Source organism: Vibrio sp. S12_S33 (assembly GCF_963889785.1).
Classification (GTDB): domain Bacteria; phylum Pseudomonadota; class Gammaproteobacteria; order Enterobacterales; family Vibrionaceae; genus Vibrio; species Vibrio aestuarianus.
This window is the reverse complement of sequence record NZ_CAWPQZ010000031.1, coordinates 19,474-46,001: the sequence shown is the minus strand read 5'-3', so window position 1 is coordinate 46,001 and position 26,528 is coordinate 19,474. Positions and strand designations below refer to the sequence as shown.

Below are 26,528 nucleotides of genomic sequence, written 5' to 3'. Positions count from 1 at the left end.
GATGATATCGAGGGCTTGAGAAACGTGCATAAAAAAATCCGATAAACAATGTCTATCGGATTTTTACATAAAGGTAGGATCATTCAACTGATCTGCCGATTAAAGTCTTAACTGATCGGCATTAGAGCTTAGCTCTGGCTTTATCGTTTTCTCTATCTTACAGCATTATGTCAGTTCTAAGCTCGTTTCGCTTTCAACCGATAGGTTACATTAGCAAGTTCAATGTGATTCTTCGCCTTACAAATACAAGGCAAAATTTCATTGTGCTCAATGTAAGCCATAGCAAAACCAACATATTCCACTTCACCAGAAACTAAAGTGCAACGACAAGCACCACAATGGCCATCACGGCAGTTAAACTCAGGCTCTAGCCCTGCACCTTCCATACTTTCCAATACAGTGTTGGAAGAGTTTGATTCTATGGTGTTGATATTGTTGATTTTTATACGTGCCATTACAGCTCAAAGTCCTCAAAGTCATCAGCGTGAACTTCATTATCAATTTGACCTACAAGATATGAGCTAATTTCTGCTTCTTGAGGAGCAACTTGTACGTTATCTGAAGATAGCCACGCATTTATCCAAGGAATAGGATTGGAGGTTGCTTCAGGGTATGCGGTTGGAAGTCCAACGGCTTGCATACGCACGTTAGTAATGTATTCAACGTATTGACACAGGATATCTTTGTTCAAACCGATCATTGATCCATCTTTGAACAAGTATTCTGCCCACTCTTTTTCTTGTTCCGCTGCGGCCTTAAATAGGTCGAAACATTCTTGTTTACACTCTTCAGCGATTTGTAAAAATGCGAAATCATCTTGCCCGTTTCGTAGCAAGTTGATCATATGCTGAGTTCCCGTCAGGTGAAGCGCTTCATCACGTGCAATTAGCTTGATGATTTTGGCATTACCTTCCATCAATTCACGCTCTGCAAAAGCGAATGAACAGGCAAAACTAACGTAGAAGCGGATGGCTTCTAGCGCATTCACTGACATCAAGCAAAGGTACAGCTTGCGCTTGAGTTTATTTAGACTGACTTCGACAGGCTCTCCGTTGATTTGGTGGGTGCCTTCACCATATCTGTGGTAGTCGTTGGTCAATTGGATCAAATCATCGTAGTAGTGCGCAATGTCTTTGGCTCGTTTTAAAATATGCTCATTTTCAACGATGTCATCAAACACAAGACCAGGGTCATTCACAATATTGCGGATGATATGGGTGTAAGAGCGTGAGTGAATCGTTTCAGAGAATGACCAAGTTTCAATCCACGTTTCAACTTCAGGCAAAGACACCAACGGAAGTAGCGCAACATTAGGGCTACGACCCTGGATGGAATCAAGCAAGGTTTGATATTTCAAATTCGAGATGAAAATGTGCTTTTCATGATCAGGAAGTTTGTTGTAATCAATACGATCGCTTGATACATCAACTTCTTCTGGTCGCCAGAAGAAGGAAAGTTGTTTTTCGATCAGCTTTTCAAAAATCTCGAATTTTTGTTGGTCATAACGTGCAACGTTAACCGATTGACCAAGAAACATCGGTTCTTTTAATTGGTTATTCTTTTTTTGAGAAAAAGTACTGTAAGCCATAAATGCCTCAATCCTTTAAAACTCCCCAAATAGGGGAGCATTATTAAATATGTTTGAATGTGAAATAAGGTTAGATCTTACAACCACCGCCAGCACAATCATCATCTTGAGCCTGCACGGCATCTTTTTGATCATCTTTAGCGCCATCACGAGTGTTGTGATAGTACAGTGTTTTCACGCCAAATTTATAAGCAGTGAGTAGATCTTGCAGCAATTTCTTCATCGGCACTTTGCCCGTTTCGTAAGTGCTTGGGTCGTAGTTTGTATTCGCTGAAATTGCTTGGTCTACAAACTTCTGCATAATACCCACTAAGTGCAAATAACCGTTATTTGAACCGATATTCCATAGCAATTCGTAGCTCTCTTTTAGGTTGATAAAATCAGGAACTACTTGTTTCAAAATGCCGTCTTTAGAGGCTTTCACCGACACATAACCACGTGGTGGTTCGATACCGTTAGTCGCATTAGAAATTTGAGAAGACGTCTCTGAAGGCATTAACGCCGTCAAGGTCGAGTTACGTAGACCAAATTCCATGATTTCCGAACGTAGTGTATCCCAATCATAGTGCAAAGGCTCATCACAGATTAGATCAACATCTTTTTTGTAAGTGTCGATAGGCAGTAGACCTTTTGCATAGTTCGTCTCATGGAACAGCGGACATCTACCTTGCTCTTTTGCTAATGTAACCGATGCTTTCAATAAGTAATACTGCATTGCTTCGAAGGTGCGGTGGGTTAGGCCATTGGCACTACCATCAGAATATTTCACACCATTTTTCGCTAAGTAGTAAGCATAGTTAATGACACCCACCCCTAATGTACGACGATTCATCGTTGACTTATAAGCCGCTGGAAGTGGGTAATCTTGATAATCTAACAAGGCATCAAGAGCGCGTACAACTAAGTCCGCAAGTTCTTCAAAGTCATCAAGCGATGTAATGGAACCCAAGTTAAAGGCTGAAAGTGTGCACAAAGCGATTTCACCTTCGTCATCTTCAACGTTTTTCAATGGCTTGGTTGGTAGAGCGATTTCTAAACATAAGTTAGATTGACGCACTGGAGCGACTGCTGCATCAAATGGACTATGCGTATTACAGTGGTCAACGTTCTGAATGTAGATACGACCCGTTGACGCGCGTTCTTGCATCAATAATGAGAATAGCTCAACTGCTTTTACCGACTCTTTCTTAATTGAAGGGTCATTCTCATATTGAACGTATAGACGTTCGAACTCTTGTTGATTTTCAAAGAAAGCGTCATACAACCCTGGAACATCAGAAGGAGAGAATAGTGTGATGTTGCCGCCTTGCACTAAGCGCGAATACATCAGCTTGTTCAGTTGAACGCCGTAGTCCATATGACGTACGCGGTTCTCTTCAACGCCACGGTTGTTCTTCAATACCAGCAAAGATTGTACTTCACCATGCCATAATGGGTAGAACACCGTCGCAGCACCGCCACGAACACCACCTTGAGAACAGCATTTTACCGCGGTTTGGAAGTATTTATAAAAAGGGATACAGCCAGTATGGAATGCTTCACCACCACGGATCTCAGAGCCTAGTGCTCGGATACGACCTGCATTGATACCAATACCTGCACGTTGAGATACATAACGTACAATTGAGCTTGCAGTTGCATTGATTGAATCAAGGCTATCACCACACTCAATCAATACACATGAGCTGAATTGACGAGTAGGGGTACGTACACCAGACATAATTGGTGTTGGCAGCGAAATTTTGAATGTCGACGTTGCATCGTAAAAACGCTTGATGTACTCAAGACGATTCTCTTTTGGATACTTAGCAAATAGACAAGCCGCAACCAAAATATAAAGAAATTGAGCACTTTCATAGATTTGCTTGGTTACACGGTTTTGAACGAAATATTTACCTTCAAGCTGTTTAACCGCAGCGTAAGAGAAATCTAAGTCACGTTTGTGATCTATGTAAGTGTCGAGTTCTTCAAACTCTGCACGAGTATAGTCTTCAATAAGATGCTTATCATACTTACCCGTTTCGACCAAATGTGTCACATGCTTGTATAGCGTTGGTGGTTCATATTGGCCGTATGCTTTTTTGCGTAAGTGGAATACAGCAAGACGAGCAGCCAAATATTGGTAATCGGGTGTCTCTTCTGAGATCAAATCCGCGGCGGATTTGATAATGGTTTCATGGATGTCCGAAGTCGTGATGCCATCGTAAAATTGAATGTGAGCTTTCAATTCTACTTGTGATACAGACACGTTGTGAAGGCCTTCAGCTGCCCATGCAATCACACGGTGGATCTTTTCAAGATCAATATTTTCTTTGCGGCCATCACGCTTAGTGACAGTGAGTTGTTGGTTCATTCTGCTTCATTTCCCTAACAAAACTGCTTAAAGCCGCATTTCCATAGAATTGTTGTAAATTTCATTGCGGCTTTGTGATCTGAGTCTATCTATATATTGTAGCGTAAACACTACATATAGGGGTGCTTTGCTTTGCAATTTACAAGATAGTGCTATATGGAGGTCATTTCAAGTTACAGATCTTGAACAGCTTGTGGATAACTAGCAAATAACAAAAAATCAGTTAGTATCCACTTACCGATGATCAAAGAGCAGGTTTGCTTGTAGGAAATTGCCATTTTGAGATCGGTTTAGATATAACCACAATTAAAAAAAACTTCTTGATCTTTGTATTAAATCGAAGGTGTATTTTAGGTTGGTTAAAATGGAATCTGGAGCACAAAAAATGCACTAAAAAAACGAGTTGAGTTGTGTTAATCAACTCGATTTTTAACGTGAGTTATGCGCTAAATAATACGCCTAAAACAGACGTGTATGAACGATGTAGTTAACGTCGACATTACGACCCAAGCGGTAAGTGTCAGTCAGAGGGTTATATAGCAAACCTGTGATACCTTGTTCCTGCAAATTAGTTTGATCAATCATTTTAATAAGTTCGGATGGGCGAATGAATTTATCGTGGTCATGGGTGCCTTTGGGAACAATTCGCATCAACTTTTCAGCACCGACAATGGCAAATAAATAAGACTTAATATTACGATTGAGAGTTGAGAAAAACACATGCCCCCCTGGTTTAACCAAAGTCGCACAAGCACGAACTACCGAAAGCGGGTCTGGAACGTGCTCTAACATTTCCATGCAAGTTACCACATCATAGTAGTGTGGTTTCTCTTCGGCGTGGTCTTCAATCGTACTTTGGATGTAAGTCAATTTGGTGCCTGTTTCTAATGCATGTAAACGAGCAACTTCCAGTGGTTCTTTGCCCATATCCAAGCCAGTTACGTTTGCCCCTTCGCGTGCCATACTCTCAGCCAGAATACCACCACCACATCCTACATCGAGTACAGTCTTACCAAATAAGCCATTGGCATTGCCGAGCACATAATTCAATCTTAATGGGTTTATCTGGTGAAGAGGTTTAAATTCCCCATCGAGATCCCACCAGCGAGACGCCATTTCTTCAAACTTTTTGATTTCATTAAGATCAACGTTCTGTGCTTTAGTCATGATAGATTCGCTCTTACTGTCAACTTATACATCCTTTATTGAATCACGCATTATAACTTGTTAAGTGAAACAGACCACTGCTTTCCCTATTTCGCGGATTTGTGGCTGAAAAGTAACCACTTATCAGTTGGGTATGGAATGAATGTGCAATTTCTCGGCATTTGATACACAACAAAGGTCACAACCTGATAAAAGGACAGGGAAAGTGATGCCGAAGTAGTGAATTATGTGTTATATTTTCCGGCCTTGTACGTATCAAATATACGATCAAAAGATAGAGGGATAATGGCTCTATGAGCGATTTAGCTAAAGAGATCACGCCCGTCAACATTGAAGATGAGCTAAGAGGTTCATACCTAGACTACGCGATGTCAGTCATTGTGGGTCGTGCTCTTCCAGACGTGCGTGATGGTCTAAAACCAGTACACCGCCGCGTATTATTCGCGATGAATGTGCTTGGTAACGATTGGAATAAACCATATAAAAAATCTGCCCGTGTTGTGGGCGACGTAATCGGTAAATATCACCCACATGGTGATAGCGCGGTATACGATACTATTGTTCGTATGGCGCAGCCTTTCTCATTGCGTTACATGCTTGTTGATGGTCAAGGTAACTTTGGCTCGATCGATGGTGACTCTGCGGCAGCAATGCGTTACACCGAAGTGCGTATGGCAAAAATAGCGCATGAGCTATTGGCCGATCTCGACAAAGAAACCGTTGATTACGTACCAAACTATGATGGTACTGAGCAAATTCCAGCGGTTCTGCCAACAAAAATTCCTAACCTGTTGGTAAACGGTTCATCCGGTATCGCTGTAGGTATGGCCACCAACATTCCACCACACAACTTAACGGAAGTAGTTGATGGTTGTTTGGCGTATATCAATAACGAAGAGATCACTATTGATGAGTTAATGGACTATATTCCAGGTCCTGACTTCCCAACAGCTGCACTAATTAGTGGCCGCAAGGGCATTATTGATGCTTATAAAACAGGGCGCGGTAAAGTTTACATGCGTTCTAAAGCAAACATCGAAGTTGAGAAAAATGGTCGAGAAACCATTATTGTGACTGAGATCCCTTATCAAGTGAACAAAGCTCGTTTAATCGAAAAGATTGCCGAGCTGGTTAAAGATAAGAAAGTGGAAGGCATCAGTGCGCTGCGTGACGAGTCTGATAAAGATGGTATGCGTATCGTTATTGAATGCAAGCGTGATGCGGTAGGTGAAGTGGTTCTAAATAACCTCTACTCACAAACTCAGCTGCAAACGACTTTCGGTATCAACATGGTTGCGCTTGATAATGGTCAGCCTAAGCTATTCAACTTGAAAGAAATGTTGAAATGCTTCGTTGATCACCGTCGTGAAGTAGTGACACGCCGTACTATTTTTGAATTACGCAAGGCGCGTGATCGTGCTCATATTCTTGAAGCACTAGCACTGGCACTGGCTAATATCGATGAAATCATCGAGTTAATTCGAAGTGCAGCGACACCTGCTGAAGCAAAAGCAGGATTGATCGCGCGCGGTTGGGACCTTGGTAACGTTGCTTCTATGCTTGAACGTGCTGGTACTGATGCGGCTCGCCCTGAGTGGCTTGAGCCTGAGTATGGTATTCGTGATGGTCAGTACTTTTTAACTGAGCAACAAGCTCAAGCGATTCTCGAGTTACGCCTACACCGATTAACAGGCCTAGAGCATGAGAAGATCCTTGACGAGTACAAAGCACTTCTAGAAGAAATCGCAGAGTTAATGCATATCCTTGCAAGTACTGAGCGTTTGATGGAAGTGATTCGTGAAGAGTTGGAACTTGTACGTGAAAACTTTGGCGATACACGCCGTACAGAGATCACTGCTGCAAGTCACGATATCGACATGGAAGAGCTAATTGCTCGTGAAGATGTTGTGGTAACACTGTCTAATGCTGGTTACGTGAAGTACCAAATTCTGAGCGACTACGAAGCTCAGCGCCGTGGTGGTAAAGGTAAGAGTGCGACGAAGATGAAGGAAGAAGACTATATTGAACGTCTTCTTGTCGCGAATACGCACGATAACATCCTTTGTTTCTCGACTCGTGGTAAAACGTACCGCCTGAAAGTTTACCAATTGCCATTGGCAAGTCGTACTGCACGCGGTAAGCCAATCGTTAATATTCTTCCTTTGGAAGAAGGTGAGCGTATTACAGCGATCCTACCAGTGACAGAGTTTAATGATGATAAGTTTATCTTCATGGCAACTGGCGATGGCACGGTTAAGAAAACCTCACTTTCAAGCTTTGCTAACGTACGTTCAAATGGCCTGATTGCTGTTAACCTACGTGATGATGATTCTCTAATTGGTGTTGATATTACCGATGGTGACAGCGATATCATGCTGTTCTCTAAAGAAGGTAAAGTCGTTCGCTTTAATGAGAATCATGTTCGAGCCATGGGACGTACTGCAGCGGGTGTTCGTGGTATGAAACTGGCCGAAGGCGACCAAGTTGTTTCTTTGATTGTTCCTTCCAATGAAGGTGATATCTTAACTGTAACGCAAAATGGTTACGGTAAACGTACAACCTTAGGGGAATACCCAACTAAAGGTCGTGCTACACAAGGTGTTGTTTCAATCAAAGTTTCTGAACGTAACGGTCAAGTTGTCGGCGCAGTGCAAGCTGAAGAAGGCGACGAGTTCATGATGATCACTGATGCTGGTACGCTGGTTCGTACACGTGTGGCTGAAGTAAGTCAAGTCGGTCGTAATACTCAAGGTGTTACTTTGATTCGTACTGCTGATGATGAGAATGTTGTTGGTCTACAGCGTATTGAAGAAATTGAAGAAACTGAGTTACCAGAAGGCGAACAGCTGGAAGGTGAAGAAGCGACAGTGGTGGCTACAGAAGAGAACACTGATTCTCAAGTTAGCGATGATACTACTGCCGAGAATGATGACTCTGAAGACGAGTAGATTACTCTTGCGCCTTGAATAACAAGGTTTAAACAATACGAAAAGCCGAGCGATGATAGCTCGGCTTTTTTGTATCGAGAACCCCCCCAGCTAGGCTGGGGGGTCTGTAAAGCTTACTGCTATAAGTCAGTTATATAATCCCTTTCAATTTGATAAAAACGTCTTGTGGTCTGGCAACTGCAAGAGTTAATTAAGAATTGAAAGGGGATCCCAATGGGGGACGAAAAGAGCTTAGCGCACACGCGATGGAATTGTAAATATCATGTGGTTTTTGCACCGAAGTGTCGAAGGTAGGTGTTTTATGGTGAAAACGAAGGACAGTAGGCGAGATACTTAGAAAACTATGTGAATGAAAAGGTGTGAATATTATTGAGGCGGAATGCTGCGCAGATCATATTCATATGCTTTTAGAAATTCCCCCAAAGATGAGTGTTTCATCATTTATGGGGTATTTGAAAGGAAAAAGTAACCTGATGCTATATGAGCGATTTGGAGATTTGAAGTTCAAGTACAGGAATCGAGAATTTGGTGTCGAGGGTATAATGTAGGTACGGTAGGAAAAAACACCGAGAAGATAAAAAGTTAGATAAAGCACCAACTAGAGCAAGATAAAATGGGAGAGCAATTATCGATCCCATATTCAGGTAGCCCGTTTACAGGCCGCAGGAAATAGTCATATGCAAATGCCAGATCACTACGCGCCTGTTAGGGCGCAGCCAGTAGGAGAGCCTTATAGGCGCATATGAAAAACCACCGGCTATGCCGGTGGATACTTTTTTGTCATCCCTAAACCATCGCCTTGGGCGGTGGTGATTGAACCTTGGGGTTATTGCCCGAAGGAGTGCCCATGCTAGAAGTAAACCTCTTATTCATCACAAGTAAGAGGAAATTAAAAACATGGACGATTACAGGTATAAACATAATTGGTAGATATCATTATCAATTAAATCAATACAAATATGATTTATATGGATATTACAAATATTATATTGGTGTTAATTAACTTGCGACCTTAATATCATAAAATTTAATAATATTATTGTCTAATATAGTTGGAGTTATTTTCAAATATGATACATATCACTTTTTAATGATAGGAGGTTATGTATGACTGCGACGCAACTAATGATAATAGAAGGCATTAAATTAGCAATATACCCGTTCAATTTAACCATGTATTCTCATCGAATTAAGCAGTAAAGCTTGAATCAATATCATATTCTTAATTTTTATTAAATTTATATGTTTATTTTTAATCAAAACATAATAATATGAATATGCTTAATGTTTAATTTTTAAACACACTTTGAAATTAAAGAGGATAATATCATGAAAGCTTTTAGGTTTGCATTATTACCTACATTTATTAGTTTGTTGATCACTCATTCAGTATATGCATATCCGCAAAATGTTTCTAAATCTGATGGCGTATCTGTTCCGCCTGATTCTACCACTGGATTAACAGAGTATGCTCTGATAAATAAATATGGTCAATATTCAAATGAGTATAATAAAGACCAAAACTTGCCTAAAGTAACGGCATATCTATCTAACTGGACCTTTTGGGAGCAAGGCTATCAACCTAATCTAACCGAATTGTCTAAATATGATAAAATTCTATTATCATTTTTTGGGCTGTGTGGGACAGAAATTGGTGATCCAACGGTTATTAGTGGGGTCAATGGTTTAAAAAGCACATGTGAAACATTTAGTTTAGAAAAATTTGAATTAGCAAGTACAGATAAGGACGGTGATTTTAACAAGCCTTTACTACCGGGTCAGAATTGGGATGAACATACTTGGTTAGATCCAAATCTAAATGCAGGCATGATGAAAGTTATGAAAGACCTCCATGAAACTCATGGAACTAAAATTGGCATTAGTATTTTTGGCTGGTCTTTATCAAATATCGCCAGTGATGCAGTTAAACCTGAAAATAGAGAAAAAGTCATTGATAGCATAGTTAACTTTGTTAAAGCATATGATTTTATCGAACATTTAGATATTGATTGGGAATATCCTGGTATCCAAGGTGCGCCACGGAATAAATTTGATCCTGTTAATGATGCTACTAACTATAAAGATTTTATCTCAGAATTGAAAAGTGAATTTAATAATAATGGTCTAGATATTTCTATTGCAATAGCAGCAGGAGCACCAAAAGATAAAATAGATGCTGCTAAATTAAATGATTTAATAGCCGCTGGCGTTGATATGATTCATCTTATGACTTATGACTTCTTTGGACAGTGGGCTGAATCATTAGATCATCATACAAATTTGTTTTCCTCATCTGAAAACAAATGGTCTGCTGATAAATCAATACAATACATGATAAATGTACTGCATATAGATTCTAAAAAAATATCAATTGGTTATGCTAACTATTCACGAAATGCTTTAACTAAGCCTAATGCAATAAGTTTAGGTGATATGGATATTAATCCATTAAGTGGTAATTTTACCCCTAATTCAAGGACAATAGGATCTTGGGAAACAGGAGTAACTACAATAAATGATATAATGTCAAATTACGTAACACCGTCAGCATCATCACCATTGTTGGGGAAAAATGGTTTTAATTTATATACAGATGAATATGCTGATGCTGATTTTTTGTATAATGATTCTGAAGGGATATTCATAAGCATTGATACCCCTAGAACTGTTTTTGCTAAGGCTCAATATGTAAAAAAATACAATCTAGGTGGAATATTTAACTGGATGGCAGATCATGATGAGGGTTTGATGTTAAATGCAGCTAGAGAGGGACTAGGTTATATACCAAAAGTTAAAGTATTTGATATGAATAAAATAATCAATTCTTGTGGTATAAATATTGAATCAACAAATAAATGTCATGATTTAACATATTTGGATACAGCTGTAGATTCAATTACTACAAATGGCCCTATTGAAGATGTGTACGCACCAGGGAAGAGTTACGATTTAGGTGCCACTACAACTTCTGAAGAAGGTGTAACTGTAAAATCAGTTTTATGGAGCATTTATTCAGTTAAAGGTACAAATGAAAGTAATATTAACATTCTTAATCCTAATCAGTTGAACACATCGTTTTCAATTAATGATGAGTCAGCTAATGAAAATATTGACATTAAATTTATAGTTTCTGCAGAATTCTCTGATGACCAAACTGCAAATGCGACATTAGATTACAAACTAAAAGTAGGAGAAAGCATTCCTATTATTACTAAAATTAAACATGAGAAAGAATATAATATTTCATCAGGAGATCCTTTGAGTTTTGAATCGATTGCTTCTGATGATAAAGATAAAAACTTAATTTATTCGTGGTCTGTTAATTTGGATTCTTCAGTTATTGACTATGGGCAAAATTCAAGTAAACTGGTAATTGATACAAATAAGTTGCCTAATAAACCTCAATATGTTCTTAAAGCCACATCTGTTGTTAAAAACAAGTTTGAAAATACAGATACAAAGACAGCTAAAACTACAGTTATTGGAGATGAATCAGAAAACGATTCTCCTGAATCAAGCTTTATTATTAACAGTCAAGATATTCACCAAGGTGATATTGTTTCTTTAACCTCAACATCAAAAGATGAGTTACCTGATGAGTTAATTTACACTTGGAAAGTAATTTATCAAGATGAAGAAATCCAAGTTGATAATCGTAAAGGCATAAATGCATCGTTTATTGCAGAAAACTTAGGTAAATATACGATTAAACTAACTGTCAAAGATGTATTTGGTTTAACCGCTTCATCTAAACAAGTAGTGGACGTAAAACAAAAGGATATTCCTGATATTTGCTCCCCAGTTGATTCAGATGCAGTAAACTACCCAGAATGGGATCCAACTAGAGACCATTATAATACAGGAGATAAAGTCTCTCATAATGGATTAGTATTTGAACCAAATTATTGGACAAATAGTGAGCCAGTATATGGAAACTCTGATTGGAGTTTAATTTCTCCCAATGAACAACCTTGGTCTGCAACAAATGCTTATAAACAAGGTGATGAAGTAGATCACAATGATAGACGTTGGAGAGCAAATTGGTGGGTAGTAGGTACTGAACCTACTGAAGGTGCTAGCGAATGGACAGATATTGGTGAAGCAATATGTAATTTTTAAAGAGAATAATTCAATTTATATGTATAGATATTAGTTTGTGAAATTTAATTTGATATAACTACATTGGTGTCATCGCCTATTCTTAGATGTTTGAATTAGGTAGGGTAGGTGATGACATTTGTTAAAAATAATAAAATTTATTTTAGTCTGGATTCAACTCTCAAGAAAATTAAGAAGGTTATCAAATTGGATGGCTTTAAATATTGTCAGGAGGATTTTATGAAACTGAAGTTTTTAATGTGTGCAATGATTTTGTCTTTTTCGTCTGTTGCACATGCAATACAGGTTAAATATGCTCAAGAAAATATTGACTATGATGCCGTAGTTGTGAAGTTTAAAACAAGTATAAAGGATATTAATGCGATAAGAAAAGCCATAAATAATAAGTTTCCCAACACTGATAATGATGATGTTTTTTATGCTTATAAAAACCATACTGGCAATAAAGAAACCATATTAAATCGCTATGTTAAAATACGGATTCCTACGGGTTTTTCAGGTACGAAAGATTTTATTAATGAAGTAATAAGTATTATCAAGGACTTTGATAGTGTTGAATTGGTTTATCCTCAGACTCCTGGAGTAGGGATTCAATTACCACCACCACCTCAAATACTCAATAAAACAAACCAATCCTTAGAAACGACGCAAAACTACGAAACCTTGCAGTATTATTTAAATGCGCCAGATAAGAAAAAACCAAATTATCAGCTTGGTGGAATTAATGCGCATTACGCATGGAGTGTGTCAGGTGGTGATGGCTCAGAAATTACTGTTATTCAGAAAGAGATAGACAGATGGAATGAAAGTCATGAAGACTTACCTAGGGCAATTGTCCAATTTACGCCGTCCAATAAAGTAGATGACCATGAAACTGCATCAATGGGTATCATGGGAGGAATACGAAATGGTTATGGTGTCACTGGTATTGTTTATAATGCTCAATTTGGTCGTGCAGGTCCAGGCTCAGAAAATTTCCCTGATTTATTAAATTATCTTAAGCCAGGCGATGTGATACAAATTGGTATGCAAGCAAATATGGGTTATAAAGATGGCTGCACGAAAAGTTGTTACGGCCCTGTGGAGTACCAACAGCTGTGGTTTGACTTTATTAAAGAACTGACTGATAACGGAATTCATGTTATTGAAGCTGCGGGAAATGGGAGTCTTAATTTAGATAGCCAAGACTTTAAAGGTCTTTTTGATCGTAACATTAGAGATTCTGGTGCAAATATCGTTGGTGCAGTATGTGCTAGTGACAATAAAACTGCGTCGTTTAGTGATTATGGTAGCCGTATAGATAATTCTAGCTGGGGTTGCTGGGATGTAGTCACAGCAGGTTATAACGGCTTATCAAGCAAACCTAACGCAAATTATACTGATACTTACTCAGGTACTTCTTCAGCAAATCCTATCATAGCGGGTGCTACAGCATCACTATCTGGTGTTGCTAAAGCTCATGATATCAGTATTACGCCAAAAGCCTTACGCCAATTATTAATAGACACGGGAACACCAGTCGGCAGTAAAGATCGTTATATAGGTACACAACCTAACTTAAAAGCAGCTATTGATGCATTATTAGGTAATTCAAACAACACTCCTCCAGTTGCAAAAGCGACGGTAGACAAATCTATTATTACCGATAATGAAAGCATTATTTTAAATGGCCAACAGTCAACAGACATGGATGGTGATGAGTTAACCTACCAATGGAGCCAATTATCACCAAAAGAACCTAAAGCAATTATTCAGTCACCATCAAGTTCAATGACATTGGTCTCCTTTTCAGATATTGGTCAGAAAACTTATTATAGCTTTATGCTAACCGTCTCAGATGGTCAGTTCTTAAATACAGATGAGGTCACAATTACTGTAAATCCAGAATTTCCAGTATCTAATCAATGGGACCGATATAAAACATATTCAAATCCATGTAATAGAGTCTCTTGGAACGGTAAGCAATGGGATAATCAGTGGCACACGGTAGGTGAGGAGCCTGGAACAACCGGAGATTGGGGGGCATGGAGACAAGCTGGAGGAAGTACCGAAAATAATTGTGAAAAAAAATAAATGATGGGATATCAAGATTAGAATATGAATTGTATTAATTCTGACTAGATCTGAATGTAGTGGTCAATGAATATTGACCACTACAACCACTACAGGCCCAATCTATTGAGTCATATCGCGCTCTTGGCTGGTCAATATCATCTGAGCGTGCACAAAATACGCTCTTTACTTAAGGAGCAATTCGGTACGACTTTTTCAATTGGCGCAATCAGTGAAGCTCAAACTCGTGTTGCCTCAATGCTTACCCCACTGCACCAAGCCATCAAAAGTAATATTCAAACGGCTCCGTTAGTACATGTCGATTAGACTTCACACTCACGAAATAGTGAAGAGCGTTTACGGTGGTGCTGGTTAGTATCGAGCGACGATTTAGTGTACGAAAAGATCCTATTCTCTCGCTCCATTCACTCAGCTAAAGCGGTTCTGGGCGCCAATTACTCTGGGGTTGTCGTCAGTGACCAATATGGTGGTTACAACTGGATATCACCAAATAAACATCAGTTATGTTGGTCACACGTGATCCGAAACTTACAACAGATTGCGGATTACACAGGTAAAGGACATACAGCTAAAATAGGGCAACGACTTGTTATGCTGAGCAAATTAGTCTTTCGAACACGACATCGTTGGGAGTCCGAAACGATAAAATATAGCCTGCACCTAAACACTTAGTCAACACACTGCTGGTGAACGCTTACTTATATTCGACTCACTCGACAAAACTGATGAAAAATTAGACATCAGAAAGTGTTGTGTGTAATTTAATAAGCAGCTAAATGGATTAGCATTTAAAAAAGGAAAGTTTATGACATTAGAAACATGGATTGTTTATGCGTTCGCGATATTAATTTTGACGGCTTCTCCAGGTCCTAGCTCCTTATTGTGTATGACTAAAGGGGTTACTCACGGTATGCGTGGTGCATTGTTCACTGCATTAGGTAGTTTAACGGCCATTACGATTATCTTAAGTTTGTCTTTTACAGGACTTGGTGTATTAATTGCTTCTTCGGAGCTTATTTTTAATGTGGTTAAATGGATGGGTGCCGCTTATCTCATTTATTTAGGTATCAATGCCTTGCTAAGTAAAAGGCAGACTCTCAGTGTGAAGCCAAATGAGAGCAAAGGAGAGACAGCACGAAGTCACTATATAAGTGGTTTTGTTGTCGGAGCGAGTAATCCCAAGGCTATCATCTTCTTTAGTGCTCTATTCCCTCAGTTTATTTCTCCTGACATTTCATTAATGAGTCAATATTTGATTTTTGCTGCTACCTTTGTTGTTTTCGAGCTTTCTTGGCTGCTGACATATGCGTACTTAGGAACTAAGTCTTCAAATTGGTTATTAGCGGAAAGTCGAGTGAATATCTTTAATAAATTAACTGGAGGAGTATTTATTGGTGCTGGGGCTATTTTGTCGTCAACTAGCCGAGTCTAGTTTGGTTTATTAGAGGCTATTTGGGGAGTTGGATTGCTTTTATAAGTTGTCGATATAACTTTTCTACTAGCCACATGCCCATTCCTTCAAATAGTTTGAGTATTGAACAAAGTGTGATGATTATTCCATAACTTTTCACGATAGAAGAAATCTTTATGAAAAATGGTATTATTTTTGAGAATTAATATAATTTTTATAGGGATGAATCGTGAACTCCGTGATAATGCAATTAAAAAAAGACTTTTATGCGCAGATTGATTCTCCTAAGGAAAGTTCTTCGCCTTCATCTCAAACAACACTTGCCCTTTTGACGGAAGAAGAAATTCAACAACTCGAAAAGATCTGGATTGAATTAGTAATTTGGAAACGAAACCAAAGCCACTAATTAAGAAATTTAACCTTTTAATTCCATCCCCAAATAAAGCGAGCCTATCTAGGCTCGCTTTATTTTTTAGACATGAGTAGTCATTACAATGACTGTAGGAACTGATCGTTTAGTTATAAGCACGAGCCACTCGGCCCTTAGCAGATAATTGATATTGCTCCGTGTATGCCGGAATAAATACCGAGCAGCCTTTGGCGATGGTAATCTTTTCGCCATTTTGATGAGTTAATAATGCGTCACCATCGATCGGTAAAATAATTTCAGCACTCGTTACTTCTACTGTGACATTATTTGACTGCGGATAAATCGCAAATTTAAAGTCCGTTACTGGCACAGGGAAAAGTAGTGCACCACATTCTTCTATCGGTTGCAATAACAGCGTAGCAGCAGGTTTTTCTTCAAACCGTGTGCACGATGCAAGTTCTGCAATGTCCATATGTTTTGGGGTTAAACCTGCACGCAATACGTTGTCGGAATTCGCCATGATTTCAAGGCCTGTTCCTTTTAAGTAAGCGTGTGGTGTTCTGGCATCCAAAAACATCGCTTCACCAGGAGCCAAGGTTAATACGTTTAACATCAGTGGTGAAAACAAGCCAATATCGCCCGGATATTGCTGAGCAAGTTCTAAAATAAGACCCAATATTTCGTCGTTTGAGTAGCGATTGGCATGAGTCAGTAGCGCATTAACGGCTTGCTCTTTTTGCTTGCCGGAGAGCGATAGTAAGTCAGTAAAGAAATCTTGTAGGCCTTTTGGTGTTTGGTTTAGCTCAAATTGCTCAACGAGGTCTGAAATGACATCAATTTGTAATGCTTTAAAGCGCGCTACGATTTCTGAAAGTGCACGAAAACCATTCATAGCTTGGTAAGGTGTTAATGCGTAAACCAACTCAGGTTTATGGTTTGGATCTTTATAATTACGATGCCCAGCATTGAGTGGAATACCGGCCTTATTTTCTCTCTCAAAACCGACCTCAGCTTCTTGCTTGCTTGGATGAACTTGAATTGATAGCGCATTTTCTGCGGCTAATACTTTGAATAAATAAGGTAACTCAGCAAATGTTGTAGCTGTTGAAGTGGAAAGGAATGTAGATTTATCTTGGTTGATCAATTCTAACAATGAAATAGATTTACCATCAATTTCAACTTGAGAACATCCGTTGGGGTGTGCACCCATCCAAATTTCAGCCTGTGGAGTTTTAGTTGGGTTTGGAATATCAAACAATTGATTGATAGAAGTTGTACTGCCCCAAGCGTAATTTTGAATGACATTGTTCATCAAAAAAAAATGTTGTGGGTTGTTGGTCATTATGGCATCTCACGAAAATCAAATATAAAGAAAAAATAGCGAAAACAAACAGTAAAAAACTCCCGAGGTGAAGCGGGAGTACAACATAAACGAAGGAGCATCGCTTTGATTTGCATCAACCACCCCACGGGGGACGGGGTGGTTGGTTAAGTATTATGCTGCTGTTTGTTGTAACTTCTCTTGGCGCATTTTTTTCAGCGTCACACAGATAAGACCAGTTACGACTGCACCGGTTGCCATGCACAGAAGGGCAAGTAGCGGTTTGTTCATTGCGCCGAGTAATGCTACTACAGGACCGCCGTGAGCAACACTGTTTGTAATACCAAAAGTGAAAGCCATGACCGCTGCAACCATTGAGCCGAGTACGTTTGCCGGGATTACTGACATCGGATCTTGCGCTGCAAATGGAATGGCACCTTCAGATATACCCACTAAACCCATAGCGCCAGAGGCTTTACCTGCTTCAATTTCTGATGCTTCAAATAAGTTGAGCTTGCGGCCAAGTACGGTTGCTAGGGCCATACCCAGAGGAGCTACCGGAATAGCACACGCCATTGCACCCATAAATTGAGTTTGACCGCTGGCAATCATTCCGACAGAGAATAGAAACGCCACTTTGTTGAATGGTCCACCCATATCAAAACCAGCCATCCCACCTAACACAATGCCCAATAGAATAACGTTACCCGAGCTCATATCCGTCAGTAGCGCATTTAAGCTATCCATTAAGCTTGCGATAGGCGCACCAATAACAAAGATAAACAGGCTAGAGATAAATAACGAACCTGCAATTGGAGCAATCATAATTGGCACAAGTGGTTGCAAAAATTTGTGAAAATGAATGCTGGTTAGCCATTTAATAAAGTAACCCACGAGAAGACCCGCGATAATTGCACCAATAAAACCAGTACCGGCATCTGCACCGTAAAATGAACCATTATTGGCGATCCAACCGCCGATTAAACCTGGAGTTAATGCGGGGCGGTCAGCAATCGCGTATGCGATGTAACCAGCAAGAATCGGGATCATCAATGTAAAGGCAACCACACCCACATTGAGTACTTGGTTCCACAAACTGCCATCAGGAATGGCCATTCCTGCCTCGGTAGGCTCACCACCGATAGCTAGAGCCAAGGCAATCAACAAACCACCCGTAACAACAAATGGGATCATGTGTGACACGCCATTCATTAAGTAGCGGTATAAATCAGAACGCGCTTGTGCCGCTTTGCCTTTTCCATCTGGTACATTAGCGCTGGAATCAGCGTTGTATTTAGGGGCATTTAAAGCTTTTTCAATTAAACCTTTTGCATCGCGGATCGGTGCTTTTACACCAGTTTCGACCAGTTTTTTACCAGCAAAACGTGCCATATCGACCTGTTTGTCACACGCAACAATGATGGCGTCTGCTTTGGCAATTTCTTCATCGCTTGGGCTGTTTTTCACACCAATAGAGCCGTTGGTTTCTACTTTGATGTGGTAGCCCAGTTCAGCGGCGCCTTTCTCAAGGGCTTCTGCGGCAAGGTAAGTGTGCGCAACACCAGCAGGGCAACCAGTTACCCCAATTAAGAAGCCTTGATCGGCTTTTATCGTGTTTTCTTTCTCCGTTTTGCTCAATAGTAAGGTGAGTGCCTCTTGCTCTGTAGTTGCTGATAAAAATTGTTCAATAAAGCCATCTTCAATCAGCTTAGAAGAGAGTTCAGCAAGCACTTCAATATGATGGTTTGAACCACCGTCTGGTGAAGCAATCATAAAGAAGAGTTTTGATGGTAGGCCATCTTCAGCGCCGTATTCGATGCCCGTTTTGCTAACGCCAATCACAACGGCAGGTTCAATAACGGCGGTGCTTTTAGCATGTGGCAGTGCTACGCCATCTTCAAAACCGGTATTGCCAAGTTCTTCACGGGCATAGATATCGGTTAAGAATTGTTCTTTATTGTTGATACGGCCTTGTTCTGCTAGTACATCGATGAGTTCAGAAAACACCTCATCTTTTGATGTTGCTTGAAGATCAAGACGGATCAATTTCTCATTAATGAGTTGAGTGATCATCGTTCGTTCCCTATACAGTTTTATCGTTATTGTAAATGACGCTTTGTTGACGATATTGTGAACGGATAACGTATGATTCGGTAGTGTACGAAAAATGCATTTACTGGATTATTGTACCCTTAGTTACTAAACGTGATCAGTGTCCTGTTTCTGTTTTTTGATTGTCATCTTAATGATTTTTATAAAATACCTTTAAAATCAGGTTTATATATTAATTTTCTTGTATTTTTTATAGTTAATCAAACCAAGCTTATGTTTGGTACAGTATTGATTATTGGATTATAGTTGCATCTCTAATGCGTGTTGTAAGGTTTGTTATGTGATCCCCGTTTTTAAGAATGTCATTGAAGTCCTATTGTCTGAGCGCGAGAGCTTTAATCGAATTTGGTTTGCTAGCGATAACATTACGCCGCCTGCATTTAGCTACCAAGTCAATTTCCCTCGTTTAGAATTAGTGGTCAGTGGGGTATACAGTAATGAAATTGAAGAGGCAGAGCACAATATCGCCAAGGTGAATATTTTAGCAGGGGACGCGCTTTACATTCCCCCAAATTGCTGGAATAAACCGGATTGGGAAGAGGACTGCTCGGTATTGAGTTTATTGTTTGGTCGTCGCCAAATGGGCTTTAGCCTAGTGAGTAAGCATAAAGGGGATAGTGGATTTTATGACGTGCAAAAACACAGTATTCCAACCCGAACAGGTCATGCGATTGACCATATTTTAGCAGGCTTAAATGCGTTATCTCAAGAGCCTACAAAAAGCCCAATGGATGAACATTTACTGCTGGCATTACTAAGCTACAGTGCCACCATGCTTGACCAGCCAAATGCTTCGCCGAAGAAACGTAGTGAAGACTTATACCAAGGTATTTGTATCTACATACAAGAAAATTTTCATCGTAGCATTACGCGCGATAGCATCGCCCATCGCTTTAATATTTCAGCAAACCATCTTTCACGTATGTTTCGCCAGCAGGGTCACATGACATTGGCTGACTATATTGCTTGGGTACGGATTGAACGGGCGAAATTCATGTTAAAGAAATACGCATTTCGCCTGAACGAAGTAGCAACGCGCTGTGGGTTTCTCGATGTCAATTATTTCTTTCGTGTCTTTAAAAACAAAACAGGAATGACACCGTCGGAATACCGTGCAACGGTCAATAATACTTAGTTAGCGAAGCTTTCTTCTTTCACCATTACGTGCAGCAAAATAGCTTTTATGGTTTCCTCGCGTTGTGCATCTATCAACAATTGTCGGTGCTCCTTATCTAATAACCAGCGAGTTAATTTTGTGATTGGTTTTAAGACAGTTTTATCGCAAGCAGAAGGTAAAAGCAGGGTAATGATCATGGAGACAGGGCTTACTGTAGCTGACCAATTTAATTCATTATCTACGACGTGAACCGCTAATGTTGGGTGTGTAATGCTAGGGTGCATAATATGAGGTATGGCGATACCAGAGCCAATAAGTGTTGATGAGATGGTTTCTCGTTGCTCAAGTGCTTGCAGAATGTCAATCGGGTTGTGGGGCACGATCTGTTGTGAAATCTCACAAAGAGCGGTTTGCTTTGTCGGGCAAGAAAGTGAATTTGAATAATGCCACTTTAATGAAAAAGGCAGTTTAAAAGCGGAATGTGTATTGAAAATATGTTCGGCGTGGCGGTTTTTTTTATGGGATGTGGAGATTAACAGTGAGTGATCACGTAAATATTCAGTGATTACCATACATGCTAACTCAGCATCCAACCCTTCTATCGCGATCTGACATAAGTCACCAGGATTTGACCCCATACTTAAGACTTGCAGCGTATGTGTAAGTAGTGCTTTTTTATCTCTGGTGAGGTTGAATACCACTACCACTGAGCGGAAATGATGGCTTAACGTCTTCAGCTCATTGAGCTGCCAAGCGACTAACCCGTTAGGTTTTAAGACAAAATTGATTCGGGTGGTGATCATGGATACTTACAGATAACGGTCAAGCACAGACTGAACATTTGTTAGAACTTCTTCAATTGAAACTTGAATGGTTTTACAGCCAGCAAAACGCTCACGTCGCTCTATTTCAATGTCAGAGGCAATTATAATAAGATCAGCACTAACAATATCTGAAACGGTGAGTGGGTTCTCTACGCCCATCGCCCCCTGTGTTTCTACTTTAATAGATAAGTGACGTTTTGTTGCTTCTTTTGTCAAGGCATCGGCAGCCATATAGGTATGAGCAATCCCCGTTGGACAAGCAGTAACCGCTATAATTTTCATAACATAAAAAGGTATTGGAAATGTTGGTTGAGTATAAGGAGGTTAGAAGTCAGGCTCAACCTAAGTTCAGAGTTAAAGGTGTTATCTGCATCAAATAAAAGTAATCCCACATTTAACGGGATTACTTTCTTGAAGCTAACTACAAGGTCACAGAGAGTCACGGAAACCTTGTTTAGCCATTAGAAGTGATAAGCGACAGTGGCGCTATGGACATTGTACAAAATGAGAACGAAAATAAATATCGACACTTTGTATGGATATATCATTCATGTGTCATGTGTCATGTGTCATGAATCGTTATTGTCCGCCAGTATTTCCATTCATAAAATGAATGGTATGGCGTAATTGCTGTTCACATTTTTGTTGAAGAAATTGGTGAAGTGCACACGTTATCGGACTCATTAAGCGTTTATCGGCACAAACCAAATAAACAGGAGTTACTTCACTTTGCCAATCGGGGAGGAGCGAGATTAATGACCCGTCTATAAGATCTTGGCTAATGTCGAGCAGCGATTTGTAAGCGACTCCTTTCCCTTTTATAGCCCACTGCTTTACGGCGTCACCATCATTCGCGGCGAATTGTCCTGATACTGAGACCGTCTCAACTTGACCGTTTTTCCAAAATACCCATTTATTATGATAACTGCCAGAAAGCATAAAACATAAACAGTGATGCGAGAGTAAATCAGTGGGTTGTACAATTTGGGGGCTATTTTTTATGTAAGGGGGTGATGCACAAGCGATACGAATGTTTACTTTGTTGATGCTGAAGTAATGATGCTTCAGAACACCAAATTTCTTGCATTACAAACAAGCCGTCAATGGATTGATCTCGGTAAAGCTCATATTGACAGCAACCGGCTTCTGCGCGAGAAGGTTCCAATAATTCGGTAAGCAGCCTTTCAACTCTTTTTTCATTACCCTGACTAGCTTTTATTTCCGCGATTAGATTCACACTTGCCATTAGCACTCCGTGATAATTGTTGTTTCAGGCCAGCGAGATTTAGGCAGCTTGGCATTGAAGTCTTCTTCACTGCGGTAACCTAAAGGAACAATCACAACACTAGACAAGCCTTGTTCTCTTAAAGCGAACGCTTCGTCAAGCATTTTGGCATCGAAGCCTTCAATTGGTACTGCATCAATGCCTAATGTCGAGACACCTAGTAGTACTGTACCAACGTTCAAATAAACTTGTTTTTCCATCCAATGTTGAGCATCTTTTAAGTCAAATCTGTGCATGTTGACAAAGTAAGAGCGACCTCTGTGCTGACCTTGCTTTGCCTCATCATTGGAAAATCGCCCATCTTGGTCTTCAACTTCAAGTAGATCAAGTAAGTAATTTTCATCAATACTGGTTTTCGCGCAGAAGACTAAAACGTGAGAGGCGTTAAGGATTTTCCCTTCATTAAATGAGTAGAAGCCTTGTGTCGCTTGTGCCACTTTTTGCTTGGCTTCATCACTGCTTGCGAGAATGAAATGCCAAGGTTGAGAGTTGGTACTCGAAGGGCTAAAACGGATCAGCTCTTTAATTTCAGCAATGTGCTGGTCAGAAATACGTTTTGTTGAGTCAAAGGCTTTGGTTGAATAGCGAGCTTTCGCATGAGCGGTAATATTCATCATATATCCTTGTTTCTAAATAGGTGGCTTATTGTTGATATACAATAAGCCACCCTGTGAGAATGAAACAGTGCTCCTGTTCATCATCACTTTCAAATTATTTTTTAAAATACTCGTGATTCCCTTGGCACATGAACTTAGCAGTAGCGGTTGAAAGGCATTGTTCACCACAAAATATCGAACTATCAAGATAGTAAATCGTTCGTTTTTGTTTAATGAGCGTTGCTTGAACCGTGAGAGATTGGTAAAGGGGCACTGGAGAAAGATATCTTACGGTTAATTCTGCTGTCATGGCGTGGATATCTTTAGCAAATAAACAATGAGTCATTGCCGAATCATGCAAGGTGCTGATCAACCCTCCTTGCATTACGCCGCGATAGCCTTGCATCTTTTCAGTTGCTACAATCTGTGCGGTCACACGATCATCAGTTAACGACTGAAATTCAATAGGTTGGTGATTTGAAAAAAAAGGTTCGCAACAAACTGCGCAGTGACAATGGTGTGGTGGATGCTTAATAAACATAATGTTTCCAATCTATGAATGAGAAATAGGAACAGATAATGGCTAGACCGAAAAAAGCACGTAATATTTGTGGGCAGGCTGCCTATGCTTGTTTCAAACCCAATGGCGTTAAGCTTACAGAGTTAGCTCAGGTCGATTTGCTGCCGGAAGAGTTAGAAGCACTACGGCTGGCAGACAAAGAAGGGCTAAGTCAATTAGATGCAGCGACTCAAATGGGCGTATCAAGACAAACGTTTGGTAATATTGTTAATCGTGCCCGAACCAAAGTCGCTACTTGCCTAGTGGAGGGGTGCGCACTGGTGCTTGTTCAATACTAGCTATGTGATGTAGGTTCTTCAATTTGATAGAGTACTTTTTGATGCTCATCGCATACATCAACACAATTACATTCTCGCTCAATATCAATATTAGCCAGTCCACCACAGCTACCTTGTAAAGATTTTCTGTGAAATATAACGCCCAGTGCCATCAATACAATCAAGCCAACAAAAAGCATAAATGCTAACAGGTAAGTCATACCGTTTCCTTGCTAATCACATTCAATTTAAGTACTTTTTTTAATGCAACCATGGTCCGAGGAGAAAGCTTATTATTGAGGCTATTCTGGGTATGGCACTCTTTTTTACTAGCACATGTTTTTTTTGCTTTATTCGGTGACGGTTTGCCAAAAGCAAGATCAGTTACTGGTTGCAGCTGATTTGGGTTAAGTGAAGATAGAACGCTCCCTCTCGGAGCTTTATATACAGCAATGTTTTTATTGAAGAGTGCTGACAACATATTTTGTCCAATACTACGGACAATGACGGCATCGACGTGATGCTGGTTTAGAATATTAAATATTGTTTTTTTCTTGCCACAATTTTCCTTTGAAAGCGGTACATCAATTAACGTACTAGTTGATTGTACATTATCTACAATCATCAATTGTGGTGCTTTAGCAAAGTGATTGAAGAGGGCGTTTTGCTGGCAAGGGATCGCGTAAATCATAAGAACTCCTAAAATTCGCATTTCGTTGTCAAGTCAATATACTCTTTATTTTTGGCATATGCCAATAACAATGAGATGAAAAATTAGAATTCATGGATGAAAACAGCGCATAAAGTTATTTGGATATAGCAAATATACCGAGTATTACTTGTCAAGTTTTCCTCAATTGTTTCACGTATGTAACAATTTTAATCTACACTTTGTCAGCCACAAACCCATGAATCTTAATTGCATATACATAACATTGATTGTAAACGTTAACATTTGGTTATTTGAGAGTTTGAACGGATTTGTTTGTTCATTTGGCTAAGAAAACGAGAAGATGATCTCGCTGTTACATTGCGTTACGTAGTCTTACTTAACTTTGCAGGCCCTATCAAATTATTCACATAAAAACTTACAATTTGACACGTTCGCCATCAAAATTTTAACCAGTTCACATTAATTGTTCTTATTATTACTATACTTCGAAAGGTAAACGTTTTCACTGATGCCTTTTTTGTCAGTTAGATAGCGTTTTCCCCCTACATATAACGTAATAACAACACTAACAAATAGGACTTGTTCAATGAGAAAGTTAACTACTTTAACAATGCTTGCTGCCGGTATGAGCTTTGGTTCTCAAGTAATGGCTGATACAACAATCGGTGTTACTGTTTATAAATACGATGACAACTTCATGTCGGTTGTGCGTCAAGCCATTGAGAAACAAGCAGACGGTGACAGTGATACCAAAGTTTTGATGAATGATTCTCAAAACAGCCAATCCATGCAAAATGACCAAGTAGATGTAATGCTTGCACGCGGTGTTAAAGCCCTTGCTATCAACCTTGTAGACCCTGCGGCAGCACCGAGTATCATTAGCAAAGCGAAAATGGATGATGTTCCAATCGTTTTCTACAACAAAGAACCAAGTGCGAAAGCGTTGGCTTCCTACGATAAAGCGTATTATGTGGGGACGGATTCTAAAGAGTCTGGCATCATCCAAGGTGACTTAATTGCTCAACATTGGAAGGCAAATCCATCATGGGATAAAAATGGCGATGGTGTTCTTCAATATGTCATGTTGAAAGGTGAACCCGGCCATCCAGATGCAGAAGCTCGTACATCTTACTCAGTGAAAATGGTCAATGAAAACGGCATCAAAACTGAAGAACTTCACATGGATACTGGCATGTGGGATACCGCAATGGCAAAAGACAAAATGGATGCATGGTTGTCAGGCCCTAACGGTAGCAAAATTGAAGTTGTTATTGCCAACAATGATGGTATGGCAATGGGTGCAATCGAAGCATTACGTGGTGCAGGCGCAACAGTTCCAGTATTTGGTGTAGATGCCTTGGCAGAAGCACTTGCATTGGTTAAATCTGGCGATATGGCTGGTACAGTATTAAACGATGCTGATTCACAAGCGAAAGCGACATTTGAATTAGCGCGCAACCTAGCGAACGGTAAACCTGTAACAGAAGGCACTCAGTGGGAAATGAAGGACAAGATTGTCCGCGTTCCTTACGTAGGTGTTGATAGATCTACGCTTGAGTAATCTAATTTAAAGGGGGAGTTATTCCCCCTTTATCCCAATGCAGCGTGTTTATTCAATCAATTATCGACAGACCATTCATATTTTAAACTGCAGAGATGTTAGTGGTGCTCATTGCTCATAATTACATAGTTTTCCTATGTTAATGGGAGTAATTCTATGTTCTGCTTAATAGA

General features: G+C 39.8%; 21 protein-coding genes and 2 pseudogenes. 9 read left to right on the top strand and 14 right to left on the bottom strand.

Annotated elements, in window-relative coordinates; all coding sequences use genetic code 11:
• Nucleotides 1–176: 176 nt before the first annotated feature.
• The 4 genes from yfaE to ubiG all read right to left on the bottom strand — a co-directional run bounded on the left by yfaE (nucleotide 177) and on the right by ubiG (nucleotide 5,108).
• Nucleotides 177–455 carry a class I ribonucleotide reductase maintenance protein YfaE gene (gene yfaE / locus AACW06_RS13825; RefSeq protein WP_192075504.1) on the bottom strand — a complete coding sequence of 93 codons (279 nt, stop codon included), beginning with the start codon at nucleotides 453–455 and terminating at the stop codon, nucleotides 177–179.
• Nucleotides 455–1,588, bottom strand: a complete 1,134-nt coding sequence (gene nrdB, locus AACW06_RS13820) for a class Ia ribonucleoside-diphosphate reductase subunit beta (protein WP_053309895.1) — start codon at nucleotides 1,586–1,588, stop codon at nucleotides 455–457. Before nrdB ends, yfaE begins: the two co-directional genes overlap by 1 nt.
• A gap of 70 nt (nucleotides 1,589–1,658) precedes the next feature.
• Nucleotides 1,659–3,941 (bottom strand): class 1a ribonucleoside-diphosphate reductase subunit alpha, encoded by a 2,283-nt coding sequence (nrdA, locus tag AACW06_RS13815; RefSeq protein ID WP_192075503.1) that lies wholly within the window; start codon nucleotides 3,939–3,941, stop codon nucleotides 1,659–1,661.
• Between the two features lie 459 nt (nucleotides 3,942–4,400).
• Nucleotides 4,401–5,108: a bifunctional 2-polyprenyl-6-hydroxyphenol methylase/3-demethylubiquinol 3-O-methyltransferase UbiG gene (ubiG, locus tag AACW06_RS13810; protein WP_192075502.1), complete on the bottom strand. Its 708-nt coding sequence runs from the start codon at nucleotides 5,106–5,108 to the stop codon at nucleotides 4,401–4,403.
• Between the two features lie 293 nt (nucleotides 5,109–5,401).
• On the opposite strand from ubiG, the gene gyrA reads away from it, so the two are divergent.
• The 6 genes and pseudogenes from gyrA to AACW06_RS13780 all read left to right on the top strand — a co-directional run bounded on the left by gyrA (nucleotide 5,402) and on the right by AACW06_RS13780 (nucleotide 15,680).
• Nucleotides 5,402–8,056, top strand: a complete 2,655-nt coding sequence (gene gyrA, locus AACW06_RS13805) for a DNA topoisomerase (ATP-hydrolyzing) subunit A (protein WP_192075501.1) — start codon at nucleotides 5,402–5,404, stop codon at nucleotides 8,054–8,056.
• 213 nt (nucleotides 8,057–8,269) lie between these two features.
• Nucleotides 8,270–8,729 (top strand): annotated as a pseudogene (gene tnpA / locus AACW06_RS13800) (IS200/IS605 family transposase).
• A gap of 656 nt (nucleotides 8,730–9,385) precedes the next feature.
• Complete coding sequence (locus AACW06_RS13795; protein ID WP_192075500.1) at nucleotides 9,386–12,175, top strand: glycosyl hydrolase family 18 protein; 2,790 nt, start codon at nucleotides 9,386–9,388, stop codon at nucleotides 12,173–12,175.
• A 111-nt stretch (nucleotides 12,176–12,286) separates the two neighbouring features.
• The gene (locus tag AACW06_RS13790; protein WP_238336714.1) at nucleotides 12,287–14,248 is read left to right on the top strand and encodes a S8 family peptidase; all 1,962 of its coding nucleotides are present in this window, start codon (nucleotides 12,287–12,289) and stop codon (nucleotides 14,246–14,248) included.
• Nucleotides 14,249–14,344: 96 nt separating this feature from the next.
• Nucleotides 14,345–14,911: pseudogene (locus AACW06_RS13785) on the top strand (IS66 family transposase); the annotation flags it as partial.
• Between the two features lie 142 nt (nucleotides 14,912–15,053).
• Nucleotides 15,054–15,680, top strand: coding sequence for a LysE family translocator (locus AACW06_RS13780; protein ID WP_192075498.1), 627 nt, complete (start codon nucleotides 15,054–15,056; stop codon nucleotides 15,678–15,680).
• A 494-nt stretch (nucleotides 15,681–16,174) separates the two neighbouring features.
• Here the strand turns inward: AACW06_RS13780 and manA are convergent, their stop codons facing one another.
• Entirely contained in the window at nucleotides 16,175–17,371 is a 1,197-nt protein-coding gene (gene manA / locus AACW06_RS13770) for a mannose-6-phosphate isomerase, class I (protein WP_238336711.1), read from the bottom strand.
• 153 nt (nucleotides 17,372–17,524) lie between these two features.
• A complete protein-coding gene (locus AACW06_RS13765) occupies nucleotides 17,525–19,423 on the bottom strand; it encodes a PTS fructose transporter subunit IIABC (protein WP_192075497.1) in 1,899 nt (632 codons plus the stop codon).
• Nucleotides 19,424–19,742: 319 nt separating this feature from the next.
• Here AACW06_RS13765 and AACW06_RS13760 point away from each other — a divergent pair, with 319 nt between their 5' ends.
• A complete protein-coding gene (locus AACW06_RS13760; RefSeq protein ID WP_192075496.1) occupies nucleotides 19,743–20,597 on the top strand; it encodes a helix-turn-helix domain-containing protein in 855 nt (284 codons plus the stop codon).
• Here AACW06_RS13760 and AACW06_RS13755 read toward each other — a convergent pair.
• From AACW06_RS13755 to AACW06_RS13730, 6 genes are all read right to left on the bottom strand, one after another.
• Nucleotides 20,594–21,382, bottom strand: a complete 789-nt coding sequence (locus tag AACW06_RS13755) for a PTS sugar transporter subunit IIA (RefSeq protein WP_192075495.1) — start codon at nucleotides 21,380–21,382, stop codon at nucleotides 20,594–20,596. The two genes, AACW06_RS13760 and AACW06_RS13755, sit on opposite strands and share 4 nt — an antisense overlap.
• Before the next feature lie 6 nt (nucleotides 21,383–21,388).
• Nucleotides 21,389–21,685 carry a PTS fructose transporter subunit IIB gene (locus AACW06_RS13750; RefSeq protein ID WP_192075494.1) on the bottom strand — a complete coding sequence of 99 codons (297 nt, stop codon included), beginning with the start codon at nucleotides 21,683–21,685 and terminating at the stop codon, nucleotides 21,389–21,391.
• 297 nt (nucleotides 21,686–21,982) lie between these two features.
• Nucleotides 21,983–22,387: a LysR substrate-binding domain-containing protein gene (locus tag AACW06_RS13745; RefSeq protein ID WP_337923473.1), complete on the bottom strand. Its 405-nt coding sequence runs from the start codon at nucleotides 22,385–22,387 to the stop codon at nucleotides 21,983–21,985.
• A 7-nt stretch (nucleotides 22,388–22,394) separates the two neighbouring features.
• Nucleotides 22,395–22,649: an antibiotic biosynthesis monooxygenase gene (locus AACW06_RS13740; RefSeq protein WP_192075493.1), complete on the bottom strand. Its 255-nt coding sequence runs from the start codon at nucleotides 22,647–22,649 to the stop codon at nucleotides 22,395–22,397.
• Entirely contained in the window at nucleotides 22,649–23,302 is a 654-nt protein-coding gene (gene nfsB / locus AACW06_RS13735) for an oxygen-insensitive NAD(P)H nitroreductase (protein WP_192075506.1), read from the bottom strand. Before nfsB ends, AACW06_RS13740 begins: the two co-directional genes overlap by 1 nt.
• A 97-nt stretch (nucleotides 23,303–23,399) precedes the next feature.
• The gene (locus AACW06_RS13730; protein ID WP_192075492.1) at nucleotides 23,400–23,825 is read right to left on the bottom strand and encodes a PaaI family thioesterase; all 426 of its coding nucleotides are present in this window, start codon (nucleotides 23,823–23,825) and stop codon (nucleotides 23,400–23,402) included.
• Nucleotides 23,826–23,863: 38 nt separating this feature from the next.
• On the opposite strand from AACW06_RS13730, the gene AACW06_RS13725 reads away from it, so the two are divergent.
• Nucleotides 23,864–24,142, top strand: a complete 279-nt coding sequence (locus tag AACW06_RS13725) for a DUF134 domain-containing protein (RefSeq protein ID WP_192075491.1) — start codon at nucleotides 23,864–23,866, stop codon at nucleotides 24,140–24,142.
• Here AACW06_RS13725 and nqrM read toward each other — a convergent pair.
• Both nqrM and AACW06_RS13715 read right to left on the bottom strand, forming a co-directional pair.
• Nucleotides 24,139–24,342: a (Na+)-NQR maturation NqrM gene (nqrM, locus tag AACW06_RS13720; protein ID WP_192075490.1), complete on the bottom strand. Its 204-nt coding sequence runs from the start codon at nucleotides 24,340–24,342 to the stop codon at nucleotides 24,139–24,141. The two genes, AACW06_RS13725 and nqrM, sit on opposite strands and share 4 nt — an antisense overlap.
• A complete protein-coding gene (locus tag AACW06_RS13715; RefSeq protein WP_192075489.1) occupies nucleotides 24,339–24,812 on the bottom strand; it encodes a NifB/NifX family molybdenum-iron cluster-binding protein in 474 nt (157 codons plus the stop codon). Before AACW06_RS13715 ends, nqrM begins: the two co-directional genes overlap by 4 nt.
• 568 nt (nucleotides 24,813–25,380) lie before the next feature.
• Here AACW06_RS13715 and mglB point away from each other — a divergent pair.
• Nucleotides 25,381–26,355: a galactose/glucose ABC transporter substrate-binding protein MglB gene (gene mglB, locus AACW06_RS13710; protein WP_192075488.1), complete on the top strand. Its 975-nt coding sequence runs from the start codon at nucleotides 25,381–25,383 to the stop codon at nucleotides 26,353–26,355.
• Nucleotides 26,356–26,528: the final 173 nt, after the last annotated feature.

Excerpts from the sequence above, each read along its gene's own strand:
- AACW06_RS13755 (WP_192075495.1), bottom strand. The coding sequence starts at position 21,382 with ATGATCACCACCCGAATCAATTTTGTCTTAAAACCTAACGGGTTAGTC.
- AACW06_RS13765 (WP_192075497.1), bottom strand. The coding sequence starts at position 19,423 with ATGATCACTCAACTCATTAATGAGAAATTGATCCGTCTTGATCTTCAA.
- AACW06_RS13795 (WP_192075500.1), top strand. The coding sequence starts at position 9,386 with ATGAAAGCTTTTAGGTTTGCATTATTACCTACATTTATTAGTTTGTTG.
- mglB (WP_192075488.1), top strand. The coding sequence starts at position 25,381 with ATGAGAAAGTTAACTACTTTAACAATGCTTGCTGCCGGTATGAGCTTT.
- nrdB (WP_053309895.1), bottom strand. The coding sequence starts at position 1,588 with ATGGCTTACAGTACTTTTTCTCAAAAAAAGAATAACCAATTAAAAGAA.
- AACW06_RS13750 (WP_192075494.1), bottom strand. The coding sequence starts at position 21,685 with ATGAAAATTATAGCGGTTACTGCTTGTCCAACGGGGATTGCTCATACC.
- AACW06_RS13740 (WP_192075493.1), bottom strand. The coding sequence starts at position 22,649 with ATGGCAAGTGTGAATCTAATCGCGGAAATAAAAGCTAGTCAGGGTAAT.
- ubiG (WP_192075502.1), bottom strand. The coding sequence starts at position 5,108 with ATGACTAAAGCACAGAACGTTGATCTTAATGAAATCAAAAAGTTTGAA.
- yfaE (WP_192075504.1), bottom strand. The coding sequence starts at position 455 with ATGGCACGTATAAAAATCAACAATATCAACACCATAGAATCAAACTCT.
- AACW06_RS13790 (WP_238336714.1), top strand. The coding sequence starts at position 12,287 with ATGACATTTGTTAAAAATAATAAAATTTATTTTAGTCTGGATTCAACT.
- nqrM (WP_192075490.1), bottom strand. The coding sequence starts at position 24,342 with ATGACTTACCTGTTAGCATTTATGCTTTTTGTTGGCTTGATTGTATTG.
- AACW06_RS13780 (WP_192075498.1), top strand. The coding sequence starts at position 15,054 with ATGACATTAGAAACATGGATTGTTTATGCGTTCGCGATATTAATTTTG.
- AACW06_RS13715 (WP_192075489.1), bottom strand. The coding sequence starts at position 24,812 with ATGATTTACGCGATCCCTTGCCAGCAAAACGCCCTCTTCAATCACTTT.
- AACW06_RS13730 (WP_192075492.1), bottom strand. The coding sequence starts at position 23,825 with ATGTTTATTAAGCATCCACCACACCATTGTCACTGCGCAGTTTGTTGC.
- nfsB (WP_192075506.1), bottom strand. The coding sequence starts at position 23,302 with ATGAATATTACCGCTCATGCGAAAGCTCGCTATTCAACCAAAGCCTTT.
- gyrA (WP_192075501.1), top strand. The coding sequence starts at position 5,402 with ATGAGCGATTTAGCTAAAGAGATCACGCCCGTCAACATTGAAGATGAG.
- manA (WP_238336711.1), bottom strand. The coding sequence starts at position 17,371 with ATGACCAACAACCCACAACATTTTTTTTTGATGAACAATGTCATTCAA.
- nrdA (WP_192075503.1), bottom strand. The coding sequence starts at position 3,941 with ATGAACCAACAACTCACTGTCACTAAGCGTGATGGCCGCAAAGAAAAT.
- AACW06_RS13725 (WP_192075491.1), top strand. The coding sequence starts at position 23,864 with ATGGCTAGACCGAAAAAAGCACGTAATATTTGTGGGCAGGCTGCCTAT.